Source organism: Pseudomonas sp. 1 R 17 (genome assembly GCF_900067035.1).
GTDB lineage: Bacteria > Pseudomonadota > Gammaproteobacteria > Pseudomonadales > Pseudomonadaceae > Aquipseudomonas > Aquipseudomonas marginalis.
This window is the reverse complement of record NZ_FKLB01000029.1, coordinates 99332-122710: the sequence shown is the minus strand read 5'-3', so window position 1 is coordinate 122710 and position 23379 is coordinate 99332. Positions and strand designations below refer to the sequence as shown.

Sequence of the window (23379 nt, the reverse complement as noted above, 5' to 3'; positions counted from 1 at the left end):
GGGTGTAGAACCGTAGACATCGTTTACATCTGAAACCGGGGACATCGTTTACACATTTGAGGCCTGGACGCGGGTCATACCTCGTCCAAGCCTCCCCAAGGGATAATCACACAGGTACAAATCCCAAGCTTCATCTTCAGCTTCTTTGAGCCCTATCCTTTCCCCGGACAGCGCCTCGCTGATAAATACCAACTTGCCGTTCCACTTGATCGATCCGTCCTGCCTGACGCTTCGAACTTTCATTTCTGCCGGATATTCCACATCGGGCAAGCATCCTGGATAAATTCGGGTGGACGGCACATACAAGTCTCCCGGACGTTTCATGCCGAGCGCTTCGTGAGGGCGTACGTAATTAAACTCATGCCTGAAATGCTCCAGCAAAAGCTGCTGCTCGACTAAGTTTTTCCCTAAGGGCAACTCAAGTTTCAAGCTACGGTGCATTCGTTCATGGCGACCATTCTGGGCGGGTCTTCCCGGCATGGTTCGCTCGGGATAAATACCCAGCCGAATCCACCAAACTGCCAGTGTGGATATTCTTGCCAGGCCAGGAGAGGCGAACGGTACCCCGTTGTCCGAACGGATAACTTCCGGCATGCCGTACTCCTGAAAAAGCCTCTCAAAGGCCTGTTTTACAGGCTGGGTCATGATCTTGGGATGGGCCCTGCACGCTAAAATCAGCCGCGACGCATGGTCTGTGACGGTCAAAGGGAAGCACATCTGAGCATTAAGCATCTTGAACTGCCCTTTGTAGTCAGCACACCACGTCTTGTTAGGTTCGTCGGCCTTTCGCATTTGTGCGTGGGAAATGCTGTGTCGGCGTTTGAAGCGCCGCTTTTTGACGAGCCCAAGTCGGTCAAGCCATTGACCGGCCGTACTTGGAGAGGGCCAGGTGACGGAGGGATCTTCCAGCCGTAATAGCTCGAGAAGCTTTTTCGGCCCCCATTTATCGTGAGCCTCCTTCATCGCGACTACACGGGCCAAAATCTCGTCGTCGGTTTTATTTGGGCTGTTGTGAGGTCGCCGGGACAGTTCGGATAAAGACCTCAAATCGCCGTCGTGCCGGGCAATCCACTTATCGACGGTAGGTCGGCTAACGTCAAAGCGGCGTGCCAACTGGCTTTTGGTGAAGTTGCCAGAAAGCCAATCAGCTACCAGCTTGATTCTTTGATTCATGGGGGACTCTTGGTTCCAGGGCATGATCAGTTACCTCCTGATCATGCGTATTAGCCTGTAAACCATGTCCCCGGTTAGAAATGTAAACGATGTCCCCGGTTTGTACCGGGGCAAGCCCCCTCCCACCTTGAGTTACTCGTGCAACTTAGCGAACACCGTCCTGGCGCAGGGCCGCCGGGGTGAAGTCGCTGGTGGTGGCGGTGAAGCCGAAGTCATAGGCCTGCTTCTCTTCGTTCTTCATGCCCAGGGCCAGGTAGCGGCCGGACTGCAGGTCGTAGAGGGTTTCCAGGGCGTACCACGGCACTTGCTTGTCGTAGTAGTTCTCGGCATGGGCTTCGGCGACACGCCACAGTTGGCCACGGCCGTCGTAGTGGTCGATCACTGCGGCTTGCCAGGTGTCTTCGTCGATGTAGAAGTCACGCTTGGCGTAGATGTGGCGCTGGCCTTCCTTCAAGGTCGCGACCACGTGCCAGACACGGCGCAGCTCGTAGCGTGCCAGGTCCTGGTTGATGTGGCCGGCCTTGATGATGTCGGCGTACTTGAGCTTCGGATCATCGATCTTGTAGCTGTTGGAGGCGATGTAGATTTCCTTCTTGCCTTCCAGTTTCCAGTCGTAGCGGTCCGGCGCACCGTTGTACATGTCGAGGTTGTCGGAGGTACGCAGGCCGTCGGCGGCGGTACCCGGCCCGTCATAGGACACTTGCGGCGCCCGGCGCACGCGGCGCTGGCCGGCGTTGTAGACCCACGCCGAACGCGGCTCCTTCACCTGGTCCAGGGTTTCGTGCACCAGCAGCACACCACCGGCCAGACGTGCCGGGGCGGTCACTTGCTGCTTGAAGTAGAACAGCACGTTACCCGGGTTCTTCGGGTCGAAGTCCTTCATCTTGTCGCGGAACACGAACTGGTCGCGGAAGTACACCAGGCTGTAGGAGCCGTTGGTTTGCGGCGTGGCCTGGGTCACCAGGCGGGTCACGCTGCCACCGCGATAACGGGTGATGTGGTTCCAGATGACTTCCACGCCGCTTTTCGGGATCGGGAACGGTATGGCGGTTTCGAAGTTTTCCAGGCCGTTGCCGCCAGACACGAGGTTGGTGGTGGTGGCGTTCTTCTTGATGGAGGCGAACACATCGGCCGGTACGGTAGCGCCGCGATGGGTCGGGTAGACCGGCATCTTGAAGGTTTCCGGGTAACGCTTGAACATCGCGTACTGCCCCGGTGCCAGCTTGTCTTTGTACTGCTCGACGTTCTGCGCGGTGATGGTGAATTGCGGTTGTTCACTGGCGTACGGGTTGGCGAGGAAACCTTTGGCATCCACAGCGCCGGCGTTGGTCGGCATCGGCGACCATTTCGGGATGGTGCCGGCCGCGTTACCGGCCATTTCCGCGCCCATCGGCGTCAGGGTCGTGCCCAGCTTGGCGGCCTCATCCGCCGACACTGCCGCCATGACATTGCTCGCCAGGATCGACAGCCCAAGCACACCCACGTGCAACAGACTTTTGGTTATTTTCATGTTCTGGTCTTCCTGAAAATACAGTGTGCTTAGAAGTTGGCGCCGAAGCTCAGGGCGACGAAGTCGCGGTCATTCACCGTGCTGAAATCACCACCGAAAAAGTTGGTGTAGTTCAGGCTGGCGGTGTAGGTGTTCTGGTATTCGGCATCCAGGCCCAGACTGACGGCTTTGCGGCCCTCTTCGAAGTTGGCGCCAGGACCCGGGGAGTACCCCTTGACGTCATGGGACCATGCCACGTTTGGCTTGAGGTTTACGCCGGCGAAAACGTCCGGGTATTCCCAGATAGCCCGACCGCGATACCCCCAGGAAGTGGCAGTGGTGAAGCCATCGTTGTTGCAGTTAGTGTTCAGTCCGTTGGCATTTGCCAGGCCGGCGCCTTGAGCCGTAGACGTGTTCAACGCCGCACAGGCATTATTCGGCAGCGTACCAGGGCCGAAGACAGGGTCACGACCGTAGCGCACATCCGACTTGCTCTCCAGACCACCCACATGGGTTACACCTACTTCACCCACCAGGGTCAAACGGCTAGCGCCCATGACTTGGTCGAAGAAGTGGGTAAATGTCGTTTGGAACTGGCTGATTTCCTTACGACGATAACCATGCAAGTCCTGGCCCGGAGCCCCGTTGAGCAACGACGCATTGCCGAGGACCGGCCCACCAATAGGTTTCACACCGGCAAACAGGATGTCGGTGGTGCTCAGTTGGACCGGGGCATTAGGACGGTAGCTAAACTCGCCGCTCCATGCAGTCCCCGTGGGCAGGGTGGTGGAGAAACTCAAGCCATAGAGACGAATATCCTCTGGGTACTCAACGAAATAATTGGAGTTACCCGCGACCACCAGCGGACGCAATTGACCAGGCACACCTGGCGTTGCGCCGGTGTATTTCGATTGCGGGGCGCCCTGGGCACTGAAGATCGGAGCGCGGCTGTGGTAGTTCATGAAGTAAGCGCCGAACTCTGTATCCAGAGGCTCGTAGTTGTAATGGAACGCGACACCGAACTGACCACTGTCGCGCGCATCACGATCCGGGCCGCGACGCACCAATACGCCCTCGTTGTTAACGTCGACGCCATTTGCGGCGAGCCCTGGCAGTACTCCGGCGGGTAGGAAGCGACGGCTGTTCAATACTCGCAAATTGTCACTGCAGCCATCGGAAATAACATCAGGCTGAGAGAAGAAAGTGCCGCAGTTATCGGTAACGGTCTGGTCCCATTCCAACTGATAAAAGGCTTCCGCCGACAAGTTATCGGTCAGGGTCTGCGACACGTAGAACATGTTGACCGGAATCAAACCTTCCTTGATTTCGGCGCCCGGACGACGGAATGCAGACACATCGATCGGGTTAATGGAGTTGATGCCACCACCGATGAAAGTACTTTCACCCCAGCTCACTACCTGCTTACCGAACCGCACGTTGCCGGGCTGATCGGCAATGGAGTAGTTGTGGTAGATAAACGCATCGAGAATCTGCCCGCCAGAAGACTTGGCGCCCTCTTTGCGGTTGTTGTTGCTGATGTCCTTGAACTCGCGGCTCTCATCCTGCAGTTCGAAGTCATACCAGTACTTGCCGCGCACAAACACGCCGGTGTCGCCGTATTTCAACTCCAGGTCATGAATGCCCTTGAAAATCTTCGAGAACGTTTCGCCACGCTTGAAGTTCAAGTGGCCGTCATCGGAGGTCTGGGACAGACCGTTGCCGCCGTTGTTGGCACCGATCAGGTCCTGGTTGGGCTTGGCTGTCGACCAGCTCGCCCCCACAGAAAGCGACGAGTCAAAACTACCTTCGATTTCACCGATATTGAAACTGACGCCGAATGCGGGCCCGGCGAGCGTAGAGGCGAGACTGACGGCCAGGGGCAGTCTTGCCCGGCGCCAGAACTGGTTTACTGAGGTCATCGACGCTACTCCATGTGCATTATTGTTATGGCAGTGAGTTTGTTCTGTGATGCTTGTAACGGCCGGAATACAACGATTCCAATGCCGCCTGGCAACTGAACCTCCATGGCCCGAAGCGATGCATCCTTGAAAAACTCTGGGTGGGACTATAGCCAGCAGGGGGTATCGCTTGATCCCTCTAAAGTGTGATTTGCATCACCAACCCGTCTGCCACAGCCCTTTCGCCATGTCGGCGAAGGCCGACGCGGCAAGGATGGCTGAAAATTGGCAAATCACAAGTGAAGGCGCGAGATAGAGCATCGCCGTGCCACGAGGGCACGGCAAATCAGCTCAGAGGGTGGACAGGAAGGTGCTGTTGTTGGCCTGCCATTCAATGATGTCAATACGGATACGTTTTTTGTCGAGCTTGCCGACACTGGTCTTGGGAATTTCCGTAACAACGGCGATCTGGCTCGGAATCGCCCACTTGCTCAGATGGCCCAGTTCGACAAAAGGCTTGAGGTGTTCCTTGAGCTCGCGGGCCCCAATCTCATGGCCATCACGCACCACCAGCAACGCAAACGGGCGCTCGCCCCACTGCGGGTCGGCGATGCCCACCACCGCTACTTCGCGTACCGCCGGGTGACGGCTGACCAGGTCTTCGAGGGCCAGGGAGGAGATCCACTCGCCGCCGGTCTTGATCACGTCCTTGATGCGGTCGCGGATATCGATCACCCCAAATGCATCGAGGGTGGCCACGTCGCCGGTGTGCATCCAGCCACCCGCCCACAGCTCGGCGCCCTTCTGCGGCTCGTTGTAATACCCCTCGGTCAGCCACGGCGCGCGCAGCACCAACTCACCCTGGGACTCGCCGTCGGCGGGCAGGAAATTGCCCTCGGCGTCCATGATCGCCGCTTCCACCAACGGCCCGGGCACGCCGGCCTTGATGCGGTAGCTGATGCGCTCGTCCTCGGTGCCGGCCATCAGTTCTTCGTTGAGGTGGGCGCAGGACACCAGCGGGCCAGTCTCGGACATGCCGTACGCGGCGGTGAGCTGAATCCCACGGGCCTTTGCCGCCTCATACAGCGTGCGGTTGAGCGCACTGCCGCCGATGACGATTTTCCAGCCGCCAAAATCGACGCCTTGGGCAGCCTTGGCGTTGAGCACCATTTGCAGGATGGTCGGCACGCAGTGGGAAAAGGTGACCTTCTCCTTGCGCCACAGCTCTACCAGGTATTCCGGGTCGTAGCGGCCGGGGTAGACCTGCTTCAGGCCAAGCATGGTCGCCACATACGGCAGGCCCCAGGCATGCACGTGGAACATCGGCGTGATCGGCATGTACACGTCGTTGGTGCCCAGCAGGCGCACGCTGTCGACGCTGCCCATGATGGTCGCCACGCCGATGGTGTGCAGCACCAGTTGGCGATGGGTGAAGTACACGCCCTTGGGGTTGCCGGTGGTGCCGGTGGTGTAGAAGGTGGTGGCGACGGAGTGTTCGTCGAAGTCCTGGAAATCGTACTTCGGGCTGGCGGCGGCCAGCAGGGTTTCATACTCACCGACCAGGTTGGGCAACTCGGCGGTCTTGGCTTCGCCGTCGGTGAGCAGCAGCGTCTTGTCCACGGTGGTGAGCTGCCCGGCAATGGCCTGGTAGAGCCCCACGAACTCGCTGTTGACCAGCACGAAGCGGTCCTCGGCGTGGTTCATGGTGTAGAGAATCTGTTCCGGCGACAGGCGCACATTGATGGTGTGGATCACAGCACCGATCATCGGGATGGCGAACATGCATTCCAGGTAACGATGACTGTCCCAATCCATCACCGCCACAGTGTCACCGGCCTTGACCCCGGCTTCGGTGAGCACGTTGGCCAGGCGCGCGACGCGCTCGATCAAGGTCGGGTAGGTGTAGCGCAGCTTGTCGCGATAGACAATTTCCCGGGTCTTCTCGTAACGGGTACCGGACATCAACAGGCGCTTGATCAACAGCGGGTATTGATACGCACCTTCGGCGGGCGGAATAACACGGGTCTGCAACATACGAATCCCTTTTATGACTGCACGGTCTTGGCTTGAAGACCTGCACTGTAGAGAGGTTATGTTTCAGCTAAATCAGCCAAAGGAATGATTTGCAGAGGCTGGGGAATGCTAGCTTTGAGCCATTATTCAGGGACAATGGAGGTCAAATGTGGGAGGGGGCTTGCTCCCTCCCACACTGGATTGTGTTTACTTGAGAACAGCGTTTATTTCGCGCTGGTAAACGCCAACTTCACCCCAATCGCAATCAACACTGCTCCCATGGTCCGATCAAACCAATGCCCCATCCGTGCAAACCCGGCGCGCACGCGCTGCTGGCTGAACAACATCGCCACCAGGCAGAACCACAACGCCGTCGCCACCGCCAGGTACACGCCGTAGCCGGCCTGGATCGCCAGCGGTGTGTGCGGGTTGATCACCACGGTGAACAGCGACAGGAAGAACAACGTCGCCTTGGGGTTCAGGCCGTTGGTGACGAAGCCTGCGGTAAACGCGCCACGCGGGGTACGCTCGCCCACTTCGCGGTGCAACTCGCCCTCGACGGCAGGCTTGGCCGGTTTGGCGCGCAGGGCCTTGAAGCCGATGTACAGCAGGTAGGCGGCGGCGGCCCATTTCAGTGCGTTGAACAACACGATGGACTGGGACACGATCAGGCCGATGCCGAGCAGCGAATAGCCCACGTGCAGGAAAATCGCCGAGCCCACGCCCAACGCAGTCCAGGTTCCGGCGCGGCGGCCGTGGGTCACGCTCTCACGCACCACCACCGCGAAATCCGGGCCGGGGCTGGCCACCGCCAGCAGGTGAATCAGGGCTACGGTCAAAAACTCGGCGGCGTACATACTCACTCCATTAAGTAACGGATTATTTCATCTGGTAGGCTCGGCAGATTACGCCTTCGAACCCTGTCGCAAAAGGTACAGTTGATGACGAACAATCGCCGCGCCGTCTTCCTTGATCACCCGTCCCTGGATCTGGGCGACCTCGATCTCAGCGAGTTGCGAGACAGTTTCAGCGACTTGCAGTTGTTGACAGGCACCACGCCGCAGAATGTGGTCGAGCGCCTGCAAGGCGCGCAGGTGGCGATCAGTAACAAAATCCCGCTCAACAGCGAGACCCTGGCGGCCTGCCCGGAACTCAAGTTGATCCTGGTATCGGCCACCGGCACCAACAACATCGACCTGGAAGCCGCCCGCGCCCATGGCATCACCGTGAGCAACTGCCAGGGCTACGGCACACCGTCGGTGGCGCAGCACACGATCATGCTGTTGCTCAACCTGGCGACGCGGCTGCAGGACTATCAGCGCGATGTGAGCGCCGGCAAATGGCAAGAGGCCAAGCAGTTCTGCCTGCTGGACCACCCGATTGTCGAGCTGGAAGGCAAGACCCTCGGCCTGCTGGGCCATGGCGAATTGGGCAGTGCCGTGGCGCGCCTGGCCGAAGCCTTCGGGATGCGCGTGCTACTCGGCGCGATTCCCGGGCGCCCCGCCCGTGCCGACCGCGTGCCGCTGGATGAATTGCTCGCGCAGGTGGACGCACTCACCTTGCACTGCCCGCTCAATGAACACACCCGGGACTTTATCGGCGCCCGTGAACTGGCGCTGCTCAAGCCCGGCGCGTTTATCGTCAACACCGCGCGCGGTGGCTTGATCAACGAGCAGGCCCTGGCCGATGCCTTGCGCAGCGGCCACCTGGGCGGCGCAGCGACCGACGTGCTGAGTGTTGAGCCACCGGTCAATGGCAACCCGCTGCTGGCCGGCGATATTCCTCGACTGATCGTAACCCCGCACAATGCCTGGGGCAGCCGTGAAGCGCGGCAGCGTATCGTCGGCCAACTGGCGGAAAACGCCCGGGGCTTTTTCAGCGGCGCCCCGCTGCGTGTCGTCAGTTGATAAACTGCGCTCCTTTTCAAGGAGCAGACCATGGATCCGCGCAGTGAAGTACTGCTTCGTCAGGCCGAACTTTTTCAAGGCAACCTGCTGCTGGTGGGTTTGCCCGCCGACGACCTGCTGGGTCGCCTGCCCAACGCCCACGGCTGGTGCTGGCATGCCGGCGACCAGGCGGCGCTCGACGCGCGCTTCCCGGAGCGCAGCCAGTTTGGGGTGAATGCGCCCGAGCGCGGGTTCGATGCGGCGGTGATCTTCCTGCCCAAGTCCAAGGACCTCACCGATTACCTGCTCAACGCAGTGGCAGCGCGACTGCCCGGCGCCGAGCTGTTCCTGGTAGGCGAGAAAAAAGGCGGTATCGAAAGCGCCGCCAGGCAAATGGCCCCGTATGGCAAACCGCGCAAGCTCGACAGCGCGCGGCATTGCCAGCTGTGGCAAATCACCGTGGCCAACGCCCCGCAAGCGGTCGAGCTGGAAAGCCTGGCGCAGGTGTTCGATGTGCCGCTGGCCGAAGGCCCGCTCAAGGTGGTGAGCCTGCCGGGTGTATTCAGCCACGGCCGTCTGGATCGCGGCACCGAGCTGTTGCTGGAACACTTGGACAAACTGCCGAGCGGCCATTTGCTCGACTTCGGTTGCGGCGCCGGCGTGTTGGGGGCGGCGGTCAAACGTCGCTACCCGCACAACAGCGTAACGATGCTGGATGTGGATGCTTTCGCCGCCGCCAGCAGTCGCCTGACCCTGGCCGCCAACGGGCTGGAAGCCGATGTGCTGACCGGTGATGGCATTGACGCTGCGCCGATGGGGTTGAATGCAATCTTGAGCAACCCACCGTTCCATGTCGGCGTGCACACCGACTATTTCGCCACGGAGAACCTGCTGCGAAAAGCGGCGAAACACCTGGCAAAAGGTGGCGAACTTCGCCTGGTGGCTAACAGCTTCCTGAAGTACCAGCCGTTGATCGAAGAGCATCTGGGCGTGTGTGCGGTCAAGGCCGAAGGCAATGGTTTTCGCATCTACCGTGCCAAACGCAGCTGATGGCGGTTTGAAAAAGAACGCTTGCCGAATGGATTTTGCCTAGGCAGAATCCGCTCCGTCCTAGGGGAGTAGTCTCCCACGAGCGCCACGCTCGTCCGGCATACGTCAACATACTTGGTCAACAGGCCATGGCGTATGCGACCCAGGAGTCCGCACAGACGGACCGGGGTTTGACAAGACCTATGACACGCACACCTTACCCGGGGCGGGAAGGCTGTACGTGTCATAGCCGTGTCGACCCGCCCCTGGAAACCTACCTGATGCTGGATTCATTGCTCGTTCCTACCGCAATCGTTGCCTTGGCCGAAATCGGCGACAAGACGCAACTGCTCGCGCTCATCCTTGCTGCACGCTTTCGCAAGCCCTGGCCGATCATCGCCGGCATCGTCGCTGCAACCCTGGCCAACCATGCGGCCGCCGGTGCCGTGGGGGCCTGGTTCGGGAGTTTCTTCTCGGATGCGGTATTGCACTGGATTCTCGCGGCCAGCTTCTGCGCCACCGCGCTGTGGACCCTGGTGCCAGACAAACTCGACGACGACGAAGCCAGCACCACGCGCAAGTTCGGGCCGTTCCTGACCACGCTGATTGCATTCTTCCTGGCGGAAATCGGGGACAAGACCCAGATCGCCACGGTGATGCTCGCGGCGCAGTACCCGGAACTGTGGCTGGTGATTATCGGCACCACCCTGGGCATGTTGATTGCCAACGTGCCGGTGGTTCTGGCGGGGAATTTTGCGGCAGAGAAACTGCCGCTGACATTGATTCGCCGATTGGCGGCTACAGCGTTCTTTGTCCTGGCGATTGTGGCGGTGTACAAGGCCATGCAGAGCAGTGGCTGGATCTAAGCCAAACACGGAAGATGGTTTACCCTGATGCCTGTAGGAGCGAGCTTGCTCGCGAAAAACTCACCGGCGCCGCGTTTATTCAGGCAACACGCGTTATCGTTGACGTTTTTCGCGAGCAAGCTCGCTCCTACACGGCGTCGATCAGGACTTCTTGGCCTGCTGGTAGAGCGGCATCACCTTCGGAATCGCTGCCTGCAACGAGGCGATCCGGCTGTCGGAAGCCGGGTGAGTGCTCATGAACTCCGGCGGTGCGCCTTCCGAAGCCTTGGCCATCTTGTTCCACAGCGTGATCGCCGCGTTCGGGTTGTAGCCGGCACGGGCCGCCAGTTCCAGGCCGATCAGGTCCGCTTCGTTTTCATTGCTGCGGCTGTTGGGCAAGGTCATGCCGTAGTTGGCCACGGTATCGGCCAGCGCCAGGCTGTCCTGGCCCAGGCCGAACAACGCACCGGCGCCCTGCTTGGCCATCTCGATGCCGTAGGCCTTGGACATGGCTTCGCGGCCATGCTCACGCAAGGCGTGGGCGATTTCATGGCCCATCACCGCGGCCAGTTCATCGTCGGTGAGCTTGAGGTTGTCGATCAACGCGCTGTACACGAAGATCTTGCCGCCAGGCCCGCAGTTGGCGTTCATCTCATCGCTCTTGATCAGGTTCACTTCCCACTTCCACTGCGCCGCATCCGGGCGGAAGGTCGGCGCCTGGGCGATCAGGCGATTGGCGATCGCCTGCACGCGCTTGGCATTGGCGCTGGTCTTGTCCAACTGGCCTTTGCTGCTGGCCTCGCCCAGGGTCTGCTGGTAGGACTGGGCATACATCTGGTCGACTTCCTGGCTCGACAGCATGCTGAACATATATTGCTTGCGCTCAACCCCGACCGCGCCGCCGCTGGTGGTGTTGACCGACTGACACCCGGCCAGCAACACGCCTGCCGCCAATACACTTACGGCCAATGATTTCTTCATCAATACACTCTCCCTGAAAAGACGCCCTGAAAACATGGCGCGTATCGTAGGCGCTCATTTGTATCGGCGCCAGATACAACAGACGTGTAACCGATGAATTTCGGACACATCTCACACGCCCGGCAACTTCAGTGAGCAACCGGCCTCAGGCTCAGGCCGGGGTCAGGCACTCCGGCCCGTTGAGCTTGGGATCATTGACCATGTTGGCCAGGACTCGCTCACGCAATGGGACCGGCTCACTGGCCAGCAAGCCTTGCAACACATGCAAGGGCGTCTCGGGATCGAGCCAGGCGGCCTGACCCGCCGCGTCCAGAATCAACGGCCGGCGCTGACTCTGGGCGGCCTGGGTCACCACTGCCGTACTCAGCCACACCTGCTCCTGCACCGGGTACGCCTCCCAGATCGCTGCAAAAAACAGGGTCGAGCCCTCCCCCGGCGTCAGCCAGTACGGACGCTTGCGCTGGGTGCCGCGCCATTCGTAAAAGCCGTTGGCGGGCAACAGGCAACGGCGCTGGCGAAATGCTTCGCGAAACATCGGTTGCTCGGCCAGGGTTTCGGCACGGGCATGGGCCGGGGTGCGGGAAAGGTCAGTCAGCCAGGGCGGCGTCAGGCCCCAGCGCGCCCGTGCCAGGGTGCGCTGGCCGTCATTTAGGCGCTGGATCAGCACCGAATCATTCGGGGAGATGTTCCACTGGGCCTGCTGGTCGGTCGGAAAGCCCGGCAGGGCAGCAAAGGTAGGGTTCCAGCGAAACAGGGCATAACGTCCACACATGGGGCAACACGACTCTTGGGTAAACCGACCGACAGCCTAACAGACCAATACGTCGGGGAAGCTGTCGGGTTCGTCGCCGGGCAGGGGTTGCGCACCGATATAGGCGGTAATCAGCTCGCGGGCTTCAGCCGCCCGGTCGTTGTCCACTTCCAGCCCCAGCAGGCCGAAGATCGGCAACTCCCCCGTGCCGCCGAGCAAATGGCGCCCTACCAGGTGCGCCTCGATGCCCTCGCTGGCGAGCATTTGCTGCAGCAACTCGCCTTCCATCAGGTTTTCCGGTTCGTAGATTCGCTGCATGGGCGTACCTGTTATTCGTTTTCACTGCGGGTTTCGAGCATCCACTCTTCACCATGGACCTGCAGGTTGAAAATGATCGGTCGGCAACACACCTGACAGTCCTCGATGTATGTCTGATCACCGCCGGATAAATCCACCGCGGTCTCTACCGCCTCACCACAATAAGGACAATCGTACAGAGCAGTTTCCAGCATCGCAGTCTCCCAGGTGACTTGTGCGTATAATCGCCGGTCTATTTACAGGGCTATTTTCCGGCCGGGCCAATTGCCCGGACGCTCCCTGGTATTTCCTTTACTTACCCTAGCCGTTTCTAACAAGAGAGCATGATGGGCGAATTCGATACCATCCGACCTTACAACGACAGCGAAGTCCCGGCAGTGCTGGCCCGGCTGTTCAGTGACAAGGCCTTTCTGGACATCCTGACCCACTTCCGCTTCCCGCGCTTTGCCGGCGCCCTGGGCTGGCTGCTCAAGCCGATGATCGCGCGCAAACTGCGCCGCGAGTTCGCCGGTGTCACCACCGTGGCCACGCTTCAGGACAAAGTCGAGTATTACGTCGACCACACCATTGACCGGGCGACCGACGGCGTGACCTACACCGGCGTCGAACAGCTCAAATCCGGCACCGCCTACCTGTTCCTGGCCAACCACCGCGACATCGTGATGGACCCGGCCTTCGTCAACTATGCCGTCTACCACGCCGGCCTGCCGACGCCACGCATCGCCATCGGCGACAACCTGCTGCAAAAGCCGTTTGTCAGTGACCTGATGCGCCTGAACAAGAGCTTCATCGTGCACCGTTCGATCACCGGGCGAAAGGAGAAGATGGCGGCGTTCAACCTGCTGTCGGCCTATATCAACCATTCGATCCGCAACGACTGCCAGTCGATCTGGATCGCCCAGGCCGAAGGCCGCGCCAAGGACGGGGATGACCGCACCGAGTCGGCGATCCTCAAGATGTTCCATGTCAGCCGCAAGGACGAGCCGTTTGCCGAAGTGATCCAGTCACTCAACCTGACGCCGGTGTCCATCAGCTACGAGTACGACCCGTGCGATGCCGCCAAGGCCCGCGAACTGTATATCCGCGCCACCACCGGCACCTACGTCAAGGCGCAAGGCGAGGATGACGTCAGCATTGCCCTGGGCATCACCGGCTACAAAGGCCGCGTACATATCAACTTCGCGCCGCCGATTACCGAGCGTTTCGAAGACACCAAGGTCCTGGCCGTGGAAATGGATCGGCAGATTCTCGGCGGCTACCGGCTGTTCCCGGTGCACTACCTGGCGTACGCCCAGTGGAGCGATGCCGACCCGCAGTTGCAGGTGCCGAAGGCGGCCGACGTGTTCCCGGCCGATGAACTGGCCAAGGCGAAGGCGGAGTGGGAGCGGCGCCTGAACGACTGCCCGGCCGAGCACCGGCCTTTCCTGGTGGTGCAATACGCGACGCCAGTGCGCAATCAGTATCGGGTCAAGGCTGGAATCCCGCTGTAAACACCGATCAAGAAAATGTGGGAGGAGGCAAGCCCCCTCCCACATTGGTTCTGCGTTTTTTTAGATTCGGGTGCTGAGCCAGGAAGTAGCCAGCGCCAGTCCAAGGCAGGCGAACCCGATGCGGTAAGCCACACGGTGCGCCCGCTCGGTGCGCACATCCAGGAACAGCATGGGCTGGTCGATTGCGCGATCTTCACTTTGCGCCGTCAGTTCAGCCATGGCGCGTTGCTCGCGCAGGCGGGTGATGAACAGCAGCGCAGCGCCTGGGCAGGCCACTGATAAAGCCACGGCATTGATCAATAGTGCGGGCAGCGCCATCGCAAACCTCGATGAAACAGTCTGTGGGTATCGGTTCAGATACAAACCTTGACGGTAGTGGCCTCGAGCACCAAAACCGCTCCATCTCCCATGGACGGCTAATGTATCCAGTAATTTACGCCGTCACCTGAACGTCACCTTAACAAGCCACTCTGTTGCCCTTCGAACATTCAGGAGCTTGTCATGCTGCACGCGCACAACCAGGATCGGCTGTATCTGATTGCCCAAAGCGACGAGCAGGAGGCGCTGATCGGCGGCCTGGCGTTCAACGTGCAGGACCGCCACTGGCTGGTGTATTGCGCCCTTGGCGGGCACCAGCATGCGGACTTGCCCGAGGCCGATCTGTTGACGGGGGTGAGCATGCTGGACTTTTGTATCGACACGGCCGCGTGAAACTGAAGGCATAAAAAAACCGGACTCATCGCTGAGCCCGGTTTTTTTGTTTGAGCGATTACTGCGAGCTGAGCAATGAACCGATGCTTGGGTCCTTGAACAGGCGGGTCAAGGCATCGCTCAGGACGTCGCTGACCAGCCTGGTGTTGGTTTCCTGGTTAGGCGACATGCCGAAGCGCTGGTTCAGCGACGCACCGTAACGGCCGCTGTAGCGACGGGTGCCGGCGGTGACGTCGGACTTGAAGGTGGCGCCAATGGACGCCTCGGTCACGTAAAGACCGTCTTTAGGCGACTGATACTTCAACTCGGCCAGGGTGATCGTCAACTGCGGAGCGCCCGGCGCGTTGGGGCTGGGGGTGAAACCCAGCAGGCGCACGGCCGCTTCCGCCTGGGCTTGCAGCTTGGGCAGCACGTCTTGAGCGTTCACCGACACCAGGGCGGTTTCCGGGTACAGGCCACCGCGCGAACCGAGTGTCGGCGACGGACGACCGTCCACCACCCGTACCGACACCGGCTGGCCATGGCCCACCGGGGCCAGCTGCGTGGTGATTTTCGGTTCCGGGGTCAGTTGCTGCGGGCTGTTGGCGCAGCCAACCAGGGTCAAGCTGGTCACAGTGATCAAACCGAACAACAGGCGTTGCAACATGCGCTTCTCTCCAGAAATCAGGTACCGACAGGCCGGCAGTATAGCGGGGCGCCCCTGCAGGGAACTAGCGTCAGTTACAACCTGTGACCCGGGGCTTCGCCTGCGGTTCGATGTCACCGATATGTCATAGCCGTTACATGGGCTCGTCATCCCGGGCTGGCATGCTTGGCCTCAATCTCAGGAGGTTGATCGCCATGCATTTTCTCTGGTCGCTGTTTACGCGCAAGCCCGCCCTTCGCCAGTTCGCCCTGCTCGATGCGCAAGGCCGTTGCCAGGCGTTCAAAGCGTGCTGCCAGCCTCCCGTCGGCGAAGGCTGGGTGGAAATCGAAGAAATTCGCCTGAGCTGGATGCATCATCCGTTGCCGGCTCGCGCCCGTGTAAGCCCACGCCCTGCGCGGTCGCTACGTCACCAGGCGTTGGCCGCCTGACCGAACGCCTAATAAAAGTCATAAAACCCGCCCATTTCCCCGGCGTTCTTCGCTACAATCTCCCCCCGATTATAAGGACGTCTCCTGATCGGGCCTCGCAGCATCGTTAATGCCTCGGTATTAACCCCAAGAATCGCCCACAGAGAGCCGCCCACACAGATCCTGTGAAGCTGGCGCGCTTGCTGTTTCCTTTGCAAACCACCCGCCTTTACCGAATCTGCCAGAGCTGCCATTGCGCTCGGCCACTTGAGTTGTTTGCCCGTTTTGCCGCGTGTCGGCAGAGGTTTGCGGGCCAGGTGCCAGGCCGGGGCAGCCCTTTTTTGAGGTTCACGTCTTCAAAAGAGCGTGAAAAAAACGGGTTTTCACAACTTCACAAGAGTGTGGCGAGCAAATGAATAGTTTGGCGTTTGTACAAGCACCATCAGCGTCTGGAACAGCCCAACCACACAGGCTCGAGTACTCCGCAAACACCGGAGCTTGAGCCTGTCCGCTACGGATTGATTGCACGAATCGCACGCTTTGACCATAAGTCGAATTGCCACAGGCGCCCATGAATGCGTTCATAGGCAGATCAGGCCGGGCAGGAAGCGTGTGCTGAATGTGCAAGGAATTGCGAAACGGACATGGCGATCCTGGCCATGGGTAACCTGGGGCAACACGTGAAACGCCCCGTCACTCCTGGCAGCCATGCCGTCAATTTGGTGCTGCAGATTTTGGAGACGCGTTAAATGGCGCATAACGAAGCAGTCGACGTAGTACTGGTAGGGGCCGGCATCATGAGTGCCACCCTGGCCGTACTGCTCAAAGAGCTCGACCCCGGCCTCAAGCTGGAAGTCGTTGAGCTGATGGACTCGGGTGCCGCGGAAAGTTCCAACCCGTGGAACAACGCCGGTACCGGCCACGCCGGGCTGTGTGAGCTGAACTACACGCCCCAGGCCGCCGATGGCTCCATCGACATAAAGAAAGCCGTGCACATCAACACCCAGTTCGAGGTGTCGAAGCAGTTCTGGGCCTACCTGACCAGGAAGGGCACCTTTGGCTCGTCCAAGTCCTTTATCAGCCCGGTGCCACACCTGAGCTTCGTGCAGGGCGAAAAAGGCGTGGAGTTCCTCAGGAAGCGCTTTGAAACCCTCAGCCAGCACCATGCGTTCTCGGACATGCACTACACCGAAGACCGCAGCGAAATGGCCGAGTGGATGCCGCTGATGATGCCGGGGCGCCCGCTCGACGAAAAAATCGCGGCCACCCGTGTGATGAACGGCACCGACGTCAACTTCGGCGCCCTGACCAACCAGTTGCTCACTCACCTGACCAGCTCCCCGGACGCTCAGGTCAAGTACAGCAAGCGCGTGACCGGCCTCAAGCGTAACGGCGCAGGCTGGACCGTGAGCATCAAGGACGTCAACAGCGGCAACAGCCGCGAAGTGGACGCCAAGTTCGTGTTCCTCGGCGCCGGTGGCGCGGCCCTGCCGCTGCTGCAGGCCTCGGGTATCGAAGAAAGCAAAGGGTTTGGCGGTTTCCCGGTCAGCGGCCAGTGGCTGCGTTGCGACAACCCGGAAGTGGTCAAGCACCACCAGGCCAAGGTCTACAGCCAGGCCGCCGTGGGCTCGCCGCCGATGTCCGTGCCGCACCTGGACACCCGCGTAGTCGACGGCAAGAAATCCCTGCTGTTCGGGCCCTACGCCGGCTTCACCACCAAGTTCCTCAAGCACGGCTCGTTCCTCGACCTGCCGCTGTCGGTTCGCGCCGGCAACATTGGCCCGATGCTGGCCGTGGCCCGCGACAACATGGACCTGACCAAGTACCTGGTCAGCGAAGTGATGCAGTCCATGGAGCAGCGCCTGGAATCCCTGCGTCGCTTCTACCCCGAAGCGAAAGCCGAAGACTGGCGCCTGGAAGTGGCCGGCCAACGGGTGCAGATCATCAAGAAAGACCCGAAGAAAGGCGGCGTGCTGCAATTTGGCACCGAGCTGGTCGCGGCTAAAGATGGCTCACTGGCAGCACTGCTGGGTGCGTCCCCAGGCGCTTCGGTGACCGTGTCGATCATGCTGGAACTGATCGAGCGGTGCTTCCCGCAGAAAACTGCCGGTGAGTGGGCGACCAAGCTGCACGAGATCTTCCCGGCACGGGAGAAGGTCCTGGAGACTGATGCCGAGCTGTATCGCAAGATCAACGCGCAGAACAACATCAGCCTCGAACTGGTTGAATCTGCCGCCGAGACCGGTAGGAGCGAGCTTGCTCGCGAAGATCGTTAACGATAACGCAGCGCATCTGGTTTAACGCGGCGTTCTCTGTTTTTTCGCGAGCAAGCTCGCTCCTACAGTAAAAAGCAAAAACGCCCCGTTCTCGCGATGAGAACGGGGCGTTTTTTGTGGCCGGGAATAATCAGCCGCGGGCGTTGTCGATCAGCTCGATATAGTCGGCGGCGTTGCGCTGGTCCTTGATCAGGTCGACAAAGGTCTGGCCGTGCTCATCCTTGCCATCCAGGTCCAAACCGGCCGCCTTGAAGAAAACCAGGAAGCGTTCGAAGTCGTCGATACGCAGGCCACGGTAGGCCTTGATCAGTTTGTGCAGGGACGGGGAAGTCGCGTCAACCGGCTCGAAGTCCAGGAACAACTTGATCTGGTCGTCGCCGATCTCGTCACCAATCACCTGTTTCTTATCTTTACGCATTACCGACTCCAGCCAGCAGACATTTACACGGGGTTTGAAGTCTACCTGCGAGGCGCAGGCTTCGAAAGCGGTGAAGAACCAATGTGGACGGGGGCAAGCCCTTCCCACATTGGTTCTTCAGTGTTTTTGCTATTTGCTACGAACAGCACCGGTATGCAAATCCGCCCAGACATGCCCGTTGGCGTAACTGAGGAACTGCACATACACCGCGTCATTGCGCAGCAGGTCGACAATCACTCGGTACTGGGCCACCGGGTAGGACAGGGTCAAGGTTTTGCTCTTGTCATCGTAGACCGGCTTTTTCAAGCTTTTGCTTTCGGCATCGAAGTTGAGCACCACCTGGCTGATAGTCGCGCCTTTGTTCAGGGACTTGCCCTTGAGACGGATCATCAGCGGCGAGGTCACCGGGATCGGTTGTTGCGTGGATTGACGCTGGTTGCCCACCACCACCGCATACTCGGTGACTTGCAGCAGTTGCTGCTGGTCAGGGGTTTCGGCGCGCAGGGTCAGATCGTCCGGCGGCAGGAACTGCGCATGCATCGGCGCAGGCGCCGCAGCCAGCGGCAGACTGAGGGTCAACGCCAGGGCGGCGCAGGTGCGTATCAACAGGCTCATGGGCCGCTCCGCAAGAGGTGGCCCAGCACTGTAGCTCAATCGAACTGGGCAAGCATCCAGCGTTGATACTCGGCCACATTGGCGTCGCCTTCACGGGGCGCCCAATCGGCCAGTTCGCCTTCGCCCACCGGCCGATAAGGCCCGGCCTTGCACTCGAACATCACCGTGTCGGGGGCGAGCACCACCAGGCCATGGAACACGCCGGGCGGCAGGTCGACGCCCGAGCATTCGCCGCCGGCCTGCATCACGCGCTTGGCGAGCACCTCGCCGGTGTCGCTGAACACCAGCAAGCCCAAGCGACCCTGGAGGACCAGCAAGGTTTCCGCCTTATCCGCGCTCAAGTGCCGATGTGGCGGCACATACGTGCTGGGCTGCAGGCCCACGGCCAGGCGATGGCACGGTTCTTCCATCTGATGAAAGTTATGATGATGCCGGCCACGGGGGCTGGCGCCCGCTTTCTCGGCCAACTCGGCAAACAGCGTCTGATCAAGAAAGCGAGTCATAGGTTACATACCTTTGACGGCGTAGATTCCATTGGCGTTGCGCCAGTAGCCCTTGTAATCCATGCCGTAACCGAAGATGTAGCGATCGATGCACGGCAGGCCGACGAAATCGGCTTTCAACTCGGGACGGGCCTTGCGGTCGTGGTCTTTGTCGATCAGCACGGCGGTGTGCACCTTACGTGCGCCAGCGTGTTTGCAGAAGTCGATGATCGCGCCCAGGGTGTGGCCCTCATCGAGGATGTCGTCGATGATCAGCACATCGCGGTCGATGAACGAAACTTCCGGCTTGGCTTTCCAGAACAGGTCACCGCCGCTGGTTTCGTTGCGATAGCGGGTGGCGTGCAGGTAAGACGCTTCCAACGGGAACTGCAGGTGAGTCAGCAATTTGCCGGCGAAGATCAGGCCACCGTTCATCACGCAGAAGACCACCGGGTTGGTGTCGGCCATTTCGCGGGTGATGTGTGCGCCAACCTTAGCGATCGCTGCTTCGACTTGCGCTTCGGTGTACAGGCAGTCAGCCTCGCGCATGATTTGACGGATATGCTCGAGATCAGCGGACATGGCGCTCTCCAAGGGGTGCTGTGGCAAGAAAAGCGGGCGAAGGTACGCTTCTCATGCGCTCCGAGCAAGCCTTAATGGACTAACGTACTAGATGTCTATAGGACAACACCCTCGGATAGATTAATCTAGGCCGGTTTTTTTGCCCGCCGCCGGAGCCTTTCCCATGCCCACTCGCGAGATCCGCCACCCGCTGATCCGACACAAACTCGGCCTTATGCGCCGTGCCGACATCAGCACGAAGAATTTCCGTGAGCTTGCTCAGGAAGTTGGAGCGCTGCTCACTTACGAAGCCACCAAAGATTTGCCCCTGGAAACCTACGACATCGAAGGTTGGGCAGGCACTGTCCAGGTCGAGAAAATCGCCGGTAAGAAAATTACCGTGGTGCCGATCCTGCGTGCCGGTATCGGCATGCTCGAAGGCGTGCTCAGCCTGATCCCGGGCGCCAAGGTCAGCGCCGTCGGCGTCGCCCGCAACGAAGAAACCCTGCAGGCCCACACTTATCTGGAAAAACTCGTACCGGAAATCAACGAGCGCCTGGCCATGATCATCGACCCGATGCTCGCTACCGGCAGCTCCATGGTTGCCACCATCGACCTGCTGAAAAAAGCCGGTTGCCGGGACATCCGCGCCATGGTGCTGGTGGCCGCGCCCGAAGGCATCGCCGCCGTCGAGAAAGCCCACCCGGACGTGCAGATCTACACCGCTTCCATCGATGAGCGCCTGAACGAACACGGTTACATCATCCCAGGCCTGGGCGATGCCGGTGACAAGATCTTCGGCACCAAGCAGAAGGACGCGTGAGCATGCAGGATGAATTCAACGACCCGCTTTGGCGCCAGATCCTGTCTGGCGCACAGATGCTCTTCGTAGCATTTGGCGCGCTGGTGTTGATGCCACTGATCACAGGTCTTGATCCAAACGTCGCCCTGTTCACCGCCGGCCTGGGCACGCTGTTGTTCCAACTGGTGACAGGGCGGCAGGTGCCGGTCTTCCTGGCGTCGAGCTTTGCCTTCATTACCCCGATCATTCTTGCCAAGGGCCAGTTCGGCCTCGCAGCGACCATGGGCGGGGTGATGGCGGCCGGTTTTGTCTATACCTTCCTCGGCCTGGCCGTGAAGATCAAAGGCACCGGTTTCATCGACCGCCTGCTGCCACCCGTGGTGATCGGCCCGGTGATCATTTCCATCGGCCTGGCCATGGCACCGATTGCCGCGAACATGGCGATGGGTAAATCCGGCGACGGCGCCGAGTTGATTCATTACCAGACGGCGATGATGATCTCGATGCCGGCGCTGCTGACCACGTTGATCGTCGCGGTGTTCGGCAAGGGTATCTTCCGCCTGGTGCCGATCATCTCCGGCGTGCTGGTGGGCTTTGCCATGGCGTTCTACTTCGGCGTGGTCGACACGGCGAAGATCGCCGCCGCCCCGTGGTTCGCCCTGCCCCACTTCACCGCGCCGGAGTTCAACTGGCAGGCGATCCTGTTTATCGTCCCAGTGGCCCTGGCCCCGGCGATCGAACACATCGGCGGCGTGATTGCGGTGGGCAGCGTGACCGGTCGCGACTACCTGAAGAAGCCTGGCCTTCACCGCACCCTGCTCGGTGACGGGATCGCCACCACGGCCGCCGGCCTGTTTGGCGGCCCGCCGAACACCACCTACGCCGAAGTGACGGGCGCGGTGATGCTGACCAAGAACTACAACCCAAAGATCATGACCTGGGCGGCAGTGTTTGCCATCAGCCTGGCGTTCATCGGCAAATTCGGCGCACTGCTGCAAAGCATCCCGGTGCCGGTGATGGGCGGGATCCTGTGCCTGCTGTTCGGCTCGATTGCCGCGGTGGGGATGAACACCTTGATCCGCCACAGGATCGACCTGGGTGAAGCGCGCAATCTGGTGATTGTGTCGGTGACCCTGGTGTTCGGGATTGGTGGGGTGCTGGTGGGAACCGGGACCGGTCCGGATGACTTCGGCCTGAAAGGCATTGCCCTGTGTGCGGTGGTAGCGATTGGCCTGAACCTGTTGCTGCCGGGCAATGATGGCTGGAAGAACAAGAAGCCGGATGAGCCGCTGATCTAACACATATGGCAGAACCTAATGTGGGAGGGGGCAAGCCCTAATGCCAGTCAGTTAAGGCTTTTTGTAGGAGCGAGCTTGCTCGCGAAAAACTCACAGGCGCCGCGTTCATTCAGGAAGCACGCGTTATCGTTGACGTTTTTCGCGAGCAAGCTCGCTCCTACAGGAGGCGATGTACGCTTAACTGACTGGCATTAGGGCAAGCCCCCTCCCACATTTTTTGATCTTCAGTGTGGCTTAGAGCTCACCCAACCCATCGATCAGCGCCTGGTTCTGCTCCGGCGTACCGATGCTGATCCGCAGGAACTGGGCAATCCGCTCCTGTTTGAAGTGCCGCACGATCACCCCTTGCTCACGCAGCTTGGCCGCCAGGCCGGCTGCGTCGTGCCGTGGGTGGCGGGCAAAGATGAAGTTGGCTGCTGACGGCAGCACTTCAAAGCCCTTGCCTTCCAGTTGCGCGACCAATTGGTCGCGACTGTCGATGACCAACCGGCACGTCTTCTCGAAGTACTCCCGGTCCTCGAACGCCGCCGCCGCGCCGACAATCGCCAGGCGATCCAGCGGATAGGAGTTGAAGCTGTTCTTGACCCGCTCCAGCGCCTCGATGAGGTCCGGGTGGCCCACGGCCAGGCCCACGCGCAAACCGGCCAGTGAGCGCGATTTGGACAGGGTCTGGGTCACCAGCAGGTTCGGGTAGCGGTCCACCAGGCTGATGGCTGTTTCGCCGCCAAAGTCGATATAGGCTTCATCGACCACCACCACCGAATCCGGGCTGGCCTTGAGAATCTGCTCCACGGCGTCCAGCGCCAGCACACAGCCGGTGGGCGCGTTCGGGTTGGGGAAGATGATCCCGCCGTTGGGCCTGGTGTAGTCCGCTACGCGGATCTGGAACTGCTCGTCCAACGGCACCGGGTCGGACTTGATGCCGTAGAGGCCGCAGTACACCGGATAGAAGCTGTAGCTGATATCCGGGAACAGCAACGGCAGCTCGTGCTGGAACAGGCCGTGGAAGATGTGTGCCAGGACTTCATCGGAGCCGTTACCGAGGAACACCTTGCCGGCGTCTATCCCGTAGTACTTGGCCACGGCCTGCTTGAGCAGGTCGCTGTTGGGGTCCGGGTACAGGCGCAGGTTGTCGTTCAACTCGGCCTGCATCGCAGCCAGCGCCTTGGGCGACGGGCCGTAGGGGTTTTCATTGGTGTTGAGCTTGACCAGCCTGGTCAGCTTCGGTTGCTCGCCGGGCACGTAAGGCACGAGGTCCTTGACGAAGGGGCTCCAGAATTTGCTCATGTG

25 protein-coding genes and 1 riboswitch are annotated in these 23379 nt (G+C 60.3%); of the genes, 9 read left to right on the top strand and 16 right to left on the bottom strand.

Translation table 11 applies throughout. The annotated features are described in order from the left end of the window. Positions 1 to 48 precede the first annotated feature (48 nt). The 5 genes from BFP99_RS09235 to BFP99_RS09215 form a co-directional block, all read right to left on the bottom strand. Complete coding sequence (locus BFP99_RS09235; RefSeq protein WP_065924691.1) at positions 49 to 1197, bottom strand: integrase core domain-containing protein; 1149 nt, start codon at positions 1195 to 1197, stop codon at positions 49 to 51. 121 nt (positions 1198 to 1318) lie between these two features. Then, positions 1319 to 2683 (bottom strand): DUF1329 domain-containing protein, encoded by a 1365-nt coding sequence (locus BFP99_RS09230; RefSeq protein ID WP_065924270.1) that lies wholly within the window; start codon positions 2681 to 2683, stop codon positions 1319 to 1321. Positions 2684 to 2712: 29 nt separating this feature from the next. Beyond that, complete coding sequence (locus tag BFP99_RS09225; RefSeq protein ID WP_065924271.1) at positions 2713 to 4581, bottom strand: DUF1302 domain-containing protein; 1869 nt, start codon at positions 4579 to 4581, stop codon at positions 2713 to 2715. 330 nt (positions 4582 to 4911) lie between these two features. Beyond that, complete coding sequence (locus BFP99_RS09220; protein WP_065947123.1) at positions 4912 to 6594, bottom strand: fatty acid--CoA ligase; 1683 nt, start codon at positions 6592 to 6594, stop codon at positions 4912 to 4914. Between the two features lie 203 nt (positions 6595 to 6797). Beyond that, on the bottom strand, positions 6798 to 7430 hold the full coding sequence (locus BFP99_RS09215) for a LysE family translocator (protein WP_065947122.1): 633 nt from the start codon (positions 7428 to 7430) through the stop codon (positions 6798 to 6800). Positions 7431 to 7514: 84 nt separating this feature from the next. Here BFP99_RS09215 and BFP99_RS09210 point away from each other — a divergent pair, with 84 nt between their 5' ends. The 3 genes from BFP99_RS09210 to BFP99_RS09200 all read left to right on the top strand — a co-directional run bounded on the left by BFP99_RS09210 (position 7515) and on the right by BFP99_RS09200 (position 10354). Continuing rightward, a complete protein-coding gene (locus tag BFP99_RS09210; RefSeq protein ID WP_065947121.1) occupies positions 7515 to 8480 on the top strand; it encodes a 2-hydroxyacid dehydrogenase in 966 nt (321 codons plus the stop codon). Between the two features lie 30 nt (positions 8481 to 8510). Then, a complete protein-coding gene (locus BFP99_RS09205; RefSeq protein ID WP_065947120.1) occupies positions 8511 to 9509 on the top strand; it encodes a class I SAM-dependent methyltransferase in 999 nt (332 codons plus the stop codon). 51 nt (positions 9510 to 9560) lie between these two features. Continuing rightward, a riboswitch (yybP-ykoY riboswitch) is annotated at positions 9561 to 9680 on the top strand. 89 nt (positions 9681 to 9769) lie between these two features. Next, positions 9770 to 10354: a TMEM165/GDT1 family protein gene (locus BFP99_RS09200; protein ID WP_005784895.1), complete on the top strand. Its 585-nt coding sequence runs from the start codon at positions 9770 to 9772 to the stop codon at positions 10352 to 10354. Between the two features lie 141 nt (positions 10355 to 10495). Here the strand turns inward: BFP99_RS09200 and BFP99_RS09195 are convergent, their stop codons facing one another. From BFP99_RS09195 to BFP99_RS09180, 4 genes are all read right to left on the bottom strand, one after another. Beyond that, entirely contained in the window at positions 10496 to 11314 is an 819-nt protein-coding gene (locus BFP99_RS09195) for a M48 family metallopeptidase (RefSeq protein WP_027604784.1), read from the bottom strand. A gap of 151 nt (positions 11315 to 11465) precedes the next feature. Beyond that, positions 11466 to 12086 (bottom strand): SOS response-associated peptidase, encoded by a 621-nt coding sequence (locus BFP99_RS09190; protein WP_065947119.1) that lies wholly within the window; start codon positions 12084 to 12086, stop codon positions 11466 to 11468. A gap of 36 nt (positions 12087 to 12122) precedes the next feature. After that, positions 12123 to 12383 (bottom strand): putative signal transducing protein, encoded by a 261-nt coding sequence (locus BFP99_RS09185; RefSeq protein ID WP_027604786.1) that lies wholly within the window; start codon positions 12381 to 12383, stop codon positions 12123 to 12125. Positions 12384 to 12394: 11 nt separating this feature from the next. Beyond that, positions 12395 to 12577: a CPXCG motif-containing cysteine-rich protein gene (locus tag BFP99_RS09180; RefSeq protein ID WP_027604787.1), complete on the bottom strand. Its 183-nt coding sequence runs from the start codon at positions 12575 to 12577 to the stop codon at positions 12395 to 12397. A 132-nt stretch (positions 12578 to 12709) separates the two neighbouring features. On the opposite strand from BFP99_RS09180, the gene BFP99_RS09175 reads away from it, so the two are divergent. Continuing rightward, complete coding sequence (locus BFP99_RS09175) at positions 12710 to 13873, top strand: 1-acyl-sn-glycerol-3-phosphate acyltransferase (RefSeq protein ID WP_174562722.1); 1164 nt, start codon at positions 12710 to 12712, stop codon at positions 13871 to 13873. Positions 13874 to 13933: 60 nt separating this feature from the next. Here the strand turns inward: BFP99_RS09175 and BFP99_RS09170 are convergent, their stop codons facing one another. Further along, a complete protein-coding gene (locus tag BFP99_RS09170) occupies positions 13934 to 14191 on the bottom strand; it encodes a hypothetical protein (RefSeq protein ID WP_065924279.1) in 258 nt (85 codons plus the stop codon). 183 nt (positions 14192 to 14374) lie between these two features. Between BFP99_RS09170 and BFP99_RS09165 the strand changes: the two genes are divergently transcribed. After that, positions 14375 to 14584 carry a hypothetical protein gene (locus BFP99_RS09165; protein ID WP_027604790.1) on the top strand — a complete coding sequence of 70 codons (210 nt, stop codon included), beginning with the start codon at positions 14375 to 14377 and terminating at the stop codon, positions 14582 to 14584. A 58-nt stretch (positions 14585 to 14642) separates the two neighbouring features. Here the strand turns inward: BFP99_RS09165 and BFP99_RS09160 are convergent, their stop codons facing one another. After that, on the bottom strand, positions 14643 to 15230 hold the full coding sequence (locus BFP99_RS09160; protein ID WP_065924280.1) for a YajG family lipoprotein: 588 nt from the start codon (positions 15228 to 15230) through the stop codon (positions 14643 to 14645). Between the two features lie 194 nt (positions 15231 to 15424). On the opposite strand from BFP99_RS09160, the gene BFP99_RS09155 reads away from it, so the two are divergent. Together BFP99_RS09155 and mqo are read left to right on the top strand one after the other, a co-directional pair. Continuing rightward, entirely contained in the window at positions 15425 to 15658 is a 234-nt protein-coding gene (locus BFP99_RS09155; protein ID WP_065924281.1) for a hypothetical protein, read from the top strand. A 728-nt stretch (positions 15659 to 16386) separates the two neighbouring features. Next, the gene (gene mqo, locus BFP99_RS09150; RefSeq protein WP_065947117.1) at positions 16387 to 17913 is read left to right on the top strand and encodes a malate dehydrogenase (quinone); all 1527 of its coding nucleotides are present in this window, start codon (positions 16387 to 16389) and stop codon (positions 17911 to 17913) included. Positions 17914 to 18043: 130 nt separating this feature from the next. Here the strand turns inward: mqo and BFP99_RS09145 are convergent, their stop codons facing one another. The 4 genes from BFP99_RS09145 to BFP99_RS09130 all read right to left on the bottom strand — a co-directional run bounded on the left by BFP99_RS09145 (position 18044) and on the right by BFP99_RS09130 (position 20010). Beyond that, positions 18044 to 18331, bottom strand: coding sequence for a PA4642 family protein (locus tag BFP99_RS09145; protein ID WP_027604794.1), 288 nt, complete (start codon positions 18329 to 18331; stop codon positions 18044 to 18046). A gap of 129 nt (positions 18332 to 18460) precedes the next feature. Next, positions 18461 to 18946 carry a hypothetical protein gene (locus BFP99_RS09140; protein WP_065924283.1) on the bottom strand — a complete coding sequence of 162 codons (486 nt, stop codon included), beginning with the start codon at positions 18944 to 18946 and terminating at the stop codon, positions 18461 to 18463. A 35-nt stretch (positions 18947 to 18981) separates the two neighbouring features. Then, entirely contained in the window at positions 18982 to 19449 is a 468-nt protein-coding gene (locus tag BFP99_RS09135) for a WbuC family cupin fold metalloprotein (protein ID WP_065924284.1), read from the bottom strand. 3 nt (positions 19450 to 19452) lie between these two features. After that, entirely contained in the window at positions 19453 to 20010 is a 558-nt protein-coding gene (locus BFP99_RS09130; RefSeq protein WP_027604797.1) for a hypoxanthine-guanine phosphoribosyltransferase, read from the bottom strand. 163 nt (positions 20011 to 20173) lie between these two features. On the opposite strand from BFP99_RS09130, the gene upp reads away from it, so the two are divergent. Both upp and BFP99_RS09120 read left to right on the top strand, forming a co-directional pair. Further along, the gene (gene upp / locus BFP99_RS09125; protein ID WP_027604798.1) at positions 20174 to 20812 is read left to right on the top strand and encodes a uracil phosphoribosyltransferase; all 639 of its coding nucleotides are present in this window, start codon (positions 20174 to 20176) and stop codon (positions 20810 to 20812) included. Positions 20813 to 20814: 2 nt separating this feature from the next. After that, complete coding sequence (locus tag BFP99_RS09120; RefSeq protein ID WP_027604799.1) at positions 20815 to 22089, top strand: uracil-xanthine permease family protein; 1275 nt, start codon at positions 20815 to 20817, stop codon at positions 22087 to 22089. A gap of 234 nt (positions 22090 to 22323) precedes the next feature. Here the strand turns inward: BFP99_RS09120 and hisC are convergent, their stop codons facing one another. Next, positions 22324 to 23376: a histidinol-phosphate transaminase gene (gene hisC / locus BFP99_RS09115; RefSeq protein ID WP_065924285.1), complete on the bottom strand. Its 1053-nt coding sequence runs from the start codon at positions 23374 to 23376 to the stop codon at positions 22324 to 22326. Positions 23377 to 23379 lie beyond the last annotated feature (3 nt).

Coding starts and splice junctions, on each gene's coding strand:
- BFP99_RS09175 (WP_174562722.1), top strand. CDS start 12,710: ATGGGCGAATTCGATACCATCCGACCTTACAACGACAGCGAAGTCCCG.
- BFP99_RS09220 (WP_065947123.1), bottom strand. CDS start 6,594: ATGTTGCAGACCCGTGTTATTCCGCCCGCCGAAGGTGCGTATCAATAC.
- BFP99_RS09210 (WP_065947121.1), top strand. CDS start 7,515: ATGACGAACAATCGCCGCGCCGTCTTCCTTGATCACCCGTCCCTGGAT.
- BFP99_RS09180 (WP_027604787.1), bottom strand. CDS start 12,577: ATGCTGGAAACTGCTCTGTACGATTGTCCTTATTGTGGTGAGGCGGTA.
- BFP99_RS09230 (WP_065924270.1), bottom strand. CDS start 2,683: ATGAAAATAACCAAAAGTCTGTTGCACGTGGGTGTGCTTGGGCTGTCG.
- upp (WP_027604798.1), top strand. CDS start 20,174: ATGCCCACTCGCGAGATCCGCCACCCGCTGATCCGACACAAACTCGGC.
- hisC (WP_065924285.1), bottom strand. CDS start 23,376: ATGAGCAAATTCTGGAGCCCCTTCGTCAAGGACCTCGTGCCTTACGTG.
- BFP99_RS09160 (WP_065924280.1), bottom strand. CDS start 15,230: ATGTTGCAACGCCTGTTGTTCGGTTTGATCACTGTGACCAGCTTGACC.
- BFP99_RS09165 (WP_027604790.1), top strand. CDS start 14,375: ATGCTGCACGCGCACAACCAGGATCGGCTGTATCTGATTGCCCAAAGC.
- BFP99_RS09195 (WP_027604784.1), bottom strand. CDS start 11,314: ATGAAGAAATCATTGGCCGTAAGTGTATTGGCGGCAGGCGTGTTGCTG.
- BFP99_RS09190 (WP_065947119.1), bottom strand. CDS start 12,086: ATGTGTGGACGTTATGCCCTGTTTCGCTGGAACCCTACCTTTGCTGCC.
- mqo (WP_065947117.1), top strand. CDS start 16,387: ATGGCGCATAACGAAGCAGTCGACGTAGTACTGGTAGGGGCCGGCATC.
- BFP99_RS09135 (WP_065924284.1), bottom strand. CDS start 19,449: ATGACTCGCTTTCTTGATCAGACGCTGTTTGCCGAGTTGGCCGAGAAA.
- BFP99_RS09170 (WP_065924279.1), bottom strand. CDS start 14,191: ATGGCGCTGCCCGCACTATTGATCAATGCCGTGGCTTTATCAGTGGCC.
- BFP99_RS09185 (WP_027604786.1), bottom strand. CDS start 12,383: ATGCAGCGAATCTACGAACCGGAAAACCTGATGGAAGGCGAGTTGCTG.
- BFP99_RS09235 (WP_065924691.1), bottom strand. CDS start 1,197: ATGCCCTGGAACCAAGAGTCCCCCATGAATCAAAGAATCAAGCTGGTA.
- BFP99_RS09145 (WP_027604794.1), bottom strand. CDS start 18,331: ATGCGTAAAGATAAGAAACAGGTGATTGGTGACGAGATCGGCGACGAC.
- BFP99_RS09155 (WP_065924281.1), top strand. CDS start 15,425: ATGCATTTTCTCTGGTCGCTGTTTACGCGCAAGCCCGCCCTTCGCCAG.
- BFP99_RS09200 (WP_005784895.1), top strand. CDS start 9,770: ATGCTGGATTCATTGCTCGTTCCTACCGCAATCGTTGCCTTGGCCGAA.
- BFP99_RS09120 (WP_027604799.1), top strand. CDS start 20,815: ATGCAGGATGAATTCAACGACCCGCTTTGGCGCCAGATCCTGTCTGGC.
- BFP99_RS09130 (WP_027604797.1), bottom strand. CDS start 20,010: ATGTCCGCTGATCTCGAGCATATCCGTCAAATCATGCGCGAGGCTGAC.
- BFP99_RS09205 (WP_065947120.1), top strand. CDS start 8,511: ATGGATCCGCGCAGTGAAGTACTGCTTCGTCAGGCCGAACTTTTTCAA.
- BFP99_RS09140 (WP_065924283.1), bottom strand. CDS start 18,946: ATGAGCCTGTTGATACGCACCTGCGCCGCCCTGGCGTTGACCCTCAGT.
- BFP99_RS09225 (WP_065924271.1), bottom strand. CDS start 4,581: ATGACCTCAGTAAACCAGTTCTGGCGCCGGGCAAGACTGCCCCTGGCC.
- BFP99_RS09215 (WP_065947122.1), bottom strand. CDS start 7,430: ATGTACGCCGCCGAGTTTTTGACCGTAGCCCTGATTCACCTGCTGGCG.